Source organism: Rathayibacter sp. AY1D5 (assembly GCF_002932515.1).
Taxonomy (GTDB): domain Bacteria; phylum Actinomycetota; class Actinomycetes; order Actinomycetales; family Microbacteriaceae; genus Rathayibacter.
On the sequence record NZ_PSVU01000090.1, the window covers coordinates 1 to 4,595 of the forward strand.

The following is a 4,595-nucleotide window of genomic DNA, read 5'->3' on the forward strand; positions in this document are numbered from 1 at the left end:
CGCTGATCGGCCACAGCGACAGCCTGCTCGAGAACATCCCGCTGCTCGTCGCGCACCCGTTCGGCTTCGGCCTCGGCAAGGTCGGCCCGCGCGCGCAGCTGTACTCGACCGACAGCGTCCTCGTCGAGAGCTTCTTCCTCGTGCTCGCGATCGAGTCGGGGATCATCGTGATGCTGCTGTTCGCGGCGCTGCTGGTGTACCTGTTCCTCCGCGGGCTGCGCGCGCCGACGCTCGACGGCTTCCTGCCCACGGCCGTGGTCGCGGGCACGCTGGTCAGCTACACGGTGCTGCCGACGCTCCAGGAGGGTCCGGTGGCGTACACGCTCTGGATCGTCTGCGGCATGGGCGTCGTGGCGGGGCGGGCCGAGCAGGCGGTGCGCGCGGGCACCGCCCGGGTCCGCGAGCCCTCACCCTCGCGCAACGCCGCCCACCTCGACGGGCCGCGCGCCGGCACCGGGGCCCACGTCGTCACTCCCCGCGGGGAGGGGCGCCGGCACCGGCTGCAGCGCTCCCGGGTCTCAGGCGGACGCCGTCGCCGCGGCGGCGACGACCGTGCTGCGGGGAGCCTGCGCGACCACGGTCCCGAGGACGTCGCCCCCGACGTCCCGTAGCCGGTCGGCCGCGGCGACGAGGTCGGCCGAGGACGAGACCCCGGCGCCCGCGACGAGGACGGTCGTGGCGACCATCTTGCCCAGCAGCACCGCGTCGGTGGCCGAGAGGATCGCGGGGGAGTCGACGATCACGTGGTCGAAGCGGCGCGAGAGGTGCGCGATCACGCGCTCCATCGCGGGGGTGCCGATCAGGTCGCTCGGGTTCGCCTGGCTGCCGCCGGCCGTGAGCACCGTGACGCCCTGCGCGCTGACGGGCAGCGACCCGTCGGCGGGCAGGGTGCCGGTGCGGAGCAGGTCGGCGAGGGTCGGTCCGCCCGTGGGGACGCGGAAGACCGTCGACTGCGCCGGGTCGCGCAGGTCGGCGTCGATCAGCACCACGGTGCGGCCGATCTGGGCGATCGACACGGCGAGGTTCGCGGCCACCGTGCTCTTGCCGTCGCCCTCGCGGGCGGAGGTGACGAGCAGGGTGCGCTCGTGGGTGCCGGAGCCGAAGAGGAGCGTCGTGCGCAGCATCCGGAACGACTCGGCGACGGCGCTGCGGCCGTCCACGACGAGGGGGGAGCGGCGGACGGCCGTGTCGAAGGGGATCGACTCGAGCACCGGCAGGGTGGTGCCGGCGGCGACGTCCTTCGCCGAGCGGATGCGGGAGTCGCCGAGCGAGCGCAGCACGACGACGCCGACGCCGAGGATGAGGCCGGTCGCTCCGCCGAGCACCAGGTAGACGAGCAGGTCGGGGCTGAGCGGCGAGCCCGGCACGGAGGCGGCCTCGAGCACCTTCACGTCGACCCGGCTCGCGCCGCCCGTGACGGGGCGCTCGATCTGCGCGACGTAGCTGCGCAGGCTCTCGGCGACCGCGTCGGCGATCCGCGCCGCCTGCTGGGCGTCCGCGTCGACCACGTCGATGCTCATGATGACCGTGCCGGGGAGCGCGGCCGGCGTGACCTCGCCCGCCAGGTCGCCGACGGTCATGTCGAGTCCGAGGTCGTCGATGACGGGCTGCAGCACCGAGCTCGAGTCGACCAGCGCGACGTAGGAGGCCACGCGGGCCTCGGCACTGGTGAAGGACGCGCCGACCTCGGCGCTGGACTGGTTGTCGGCGGTCGCGACGGAGACGAACACGGTCGTCTGCGCCCGGTACTCCGACTCCGACGCCATGGTCGCCACGGAGGCGGCCGCGAGGCCGAGGGCGACGAAGATCGAGATGACGAGCCAGCCCCGGCGGAGAAGACGTCCGTACTCGCGAATTCCCACAGTGCCGTCCTTGTCGAGGAGGGATCCGGCGGACCGGATCGAGACGATGAGCGTGCTGGTGTCGATCCTGGCAGAACCGCGCCGCGTGTCACCGGCGCCGGGCCGAGCCGGCACCCCCGGACAGGCGCGGGAGAGGGCCTGCGGCGGGATCGGGGGGTCAGGGCTGTCGGGCCCCGACCGATCGGCGTCGCGAGACGACGGACGGCCACTCGTCCGGAACGCCTCCGCTCCCGTCGAGGGGCCGCCCCCGGCCGCGCCTACTTCTTGTAGCTCCTGGTGACGGTGTTGTTCGCGGGGGTGGGGTCGCCGATCGCGGTGGAGCTCTTGGCGGTGATCGTCGACGTGCCCGTCCGGGGGGTGAGGACGACGGTCCGGGTGGTGCTCTGCCCGGCTCCGAGGGTGGGGATCTTCCAGGTGAGGACGGTCGTCCCGGCGATCCTGCCGGGGGTGCGGGTGGCGCCTCCGGTGTCGGTCACGCTGGTGGGGACGATCATCTGGATGACGGTGGATCCGGTGTCGCGGGTGCCGACGTTGGTGACGGTGGTGGTGGCGGTGAGGGTCCTCCCGGTGATCTTCGTGGTGGTGGGGGTGAGGGCGACCTTGAGGTCGGCGCGGCTGCCCGGGACGACCTTGACGATGCGGGTGGCGGCCGCGGCGGCCCAGGTGCCGTCACCGGCCTGAGCGGCGGTGACGGTGCAGGCGCTGGTCCCGGTGAGGGTGACGGTGCCCGCCGAGGTGACGGTGCACGGGCCGGTGGCGGTGTAGGTCACCGCGAGCCCGGAGGAGGCCCGCGCGGCGAGGGAGTAGGCGACTCCGGTGGCGGGGGTCGCCGAGGTGTTCGCGGTGAACGCGACGGTCTGCGGCTTCTTCTCGACCGACGCGGCGGTCACCGCGAGGGTGCGGGTCGCCTGCGGGGAGGCGTCGCGGTCGGCGTCGCCGGCCTGGTCGAGGGTCAGCACGCAGTCTCCCGGAGCGGCGAAGGTCACGGTGCCGTTCGCGACGGTGCAGGCCGCGGAGGCGGTCCCGAGGACGATCGGGGCGCTCGACGCGCCGCCGGTGACGGTCGGAGTCCACGTTCCTCCGACGACCGCCGCGGGAGCGGTGGAGGTGAAGGCGACGGTCTGCGCAGCCCTGCCGATCGTGAAGGCGCGGTCGGCGTGAGCAGCGGCGTGCGCAGCGTCGCCGGCCTGCTCGAGGGTCAGGGTGCAGGTGCCGGCGTGGTCGTAGGAGACCGAGCCCCCGGAGACCGAGCAGGCTCCCGAGGCGGCGAGCAGCGGATCGGCGGAGGACGGGCCCCGGACGATCACCGGCGTGGACGATCCGCCGACGACCGCGTCGACCGGAGCGTCGCCGCCGAACGAGACGGACCCGGCGGCCAGGCCCACCGCGATGGTCTGCGAGACCTGCGCAGCGGCGAGATGACCGGAGTCGCCGGCCTGATCGGCGGTGACGGTGCAGGTGCCGGCGCCTCCGAAGGTGACGACGCCGTCCGTCAGGGTGCAGGCGCCCGAGGCGGCGAGCACGACCGGCTGCCCGGACGCGCCGCCCGTCGCGGCGGGCGTGTAGGTGCCGCCCGGGACGGCGGGGGAGGGGGGAGTGGAGGTGAAGGCGATCGTCTGGGCCGGAAGGGTCACCTGAACGGTGCCGGCGACGTTCGGAGCCTGCTGATAGGTGGAGTCGCCCTGCTGGAACGCGTAGTACGAGCAGGTGCCGACAGCGGTGAGGAGGATGTCGACGGAGCCCGGATCGACCCGGGTCGTGCGGCAGGCGTCGTACGCGACGGCGAAGGCGGGCAGGCCCGAGCTCGCGGTCATCGTGAGGGTGACGGTGTCGCCGACGGCTCCGGTCGTGGGAGGGGTCGGGGCGAGGGTGATCGTCTGGGGTCCCTTCCGCACCGTGAAGGTGGACGACCGCTGCAGAGCGGGCGCGTAGTCCGCGTTCCCGAGCTGGTCGGCGGTGACGACGCACTCCTCGCCGACCTCGGTGAAGGTCACCACGCCGTCGGCGATGGTGCAGCCGCCGGTCGCGCCGTAGGTCGTGGGAAGCCCCGACGTGGCTGTCGCGACGGGGGAGTAGGTGGCGGAGCGCGCGGTGTCGATGCCGTGCGGGTAGTCGTAGACGATGCTCTGCGGGAGGCGGTCGACGGTGAACGATCCGGTGCGCTGCGGCGCGGGGAGGTAGAGCTCCGAGCCCTCCTGGTCGAAGCGGATGGTGCAGGTGCCCGGGCGGAGGTTGCGCACGGAGGTGCCGCCGATGATCGAGCAGACCTCCGGGGTCGTGCTCGTGACCGTGACCGGCAGACCGCTGCCGGCACTGGCGCGGAGGTCGGCGTCCTCATCCGTCGTGAGAGCGCTCGTGGGGAGGAGGAAGTCGATGCTCTGCGCCTTCCGCACCACCTCCTCCACCGGCTTCGCGACCACCGTGAAGCTCGTCTCGACCGCCGGGGCCGCCGCGTAGCGCTGGTCGCCGGGCTGGCCGGCGCGGACGACGCAGGTCCCCGCGGCGACGCCCGCGAACACGGACCGGCTCAGTCCCTCGAAGAGGAACGGAGTGCCGTCGAGCCGGCAGACCTCCGGCGTCGTGGTCGTGAAGTCCACCGGGAGACCCGAGGTGGACGTCGCGGTCACCGAGTAGGAGCCGGTCGAGTACGCGTAGCCCGCCAGAGCGAACGCGACCGACTGGGACCTGGGCGAGAGAGTCCTGGTGCGGACGACGTCCGGAGCCGCGGTCCAG

The 4,595-nt window shown here is 73.7% G+C and carries 3 protein-coding genes; 1 reads left to right on the forward strand and 2 read right to left on the reverse strand.

Annotated elements, in window-relative coordinates; genetic code table 11:
* On the forward strand, positions 1-611 hold a 611-nt coding region (locus C5C82_RS17710), incomplete at its 5' end, for a hypothetical protein (RefSeq protein WP_181134471.1).
* On the opposite strand, the gene C5C82_RS16695 is transcribed toward C5C82_RS17710, so the two are convergent.
* Positions 519-1,862: a polysaccharide biosynthesis tyrosine autokinase gene (locus C5C82_RS16695; protein WP_146086026.1), complete on the reverse strand. Its 1,344-nt coding sequence runs from the start codon at positions 1,860-1,862 to the stop codon at positions 519-521. The two genes, C5C82_RS17710 and C5C82_RS16695, sit on opposite strands and share 93 nt — an antisense overlap.
* Positions 1,863-2,119: 257 nt before the next feature.
* On the reverse strand, positions 2,120-4,595 hold a 2,476-nt coding region (locus C5C82_RS17715; protein ID WP_219814863.1), incomplete at its 5' end, for a DUF11 domain-containing protein.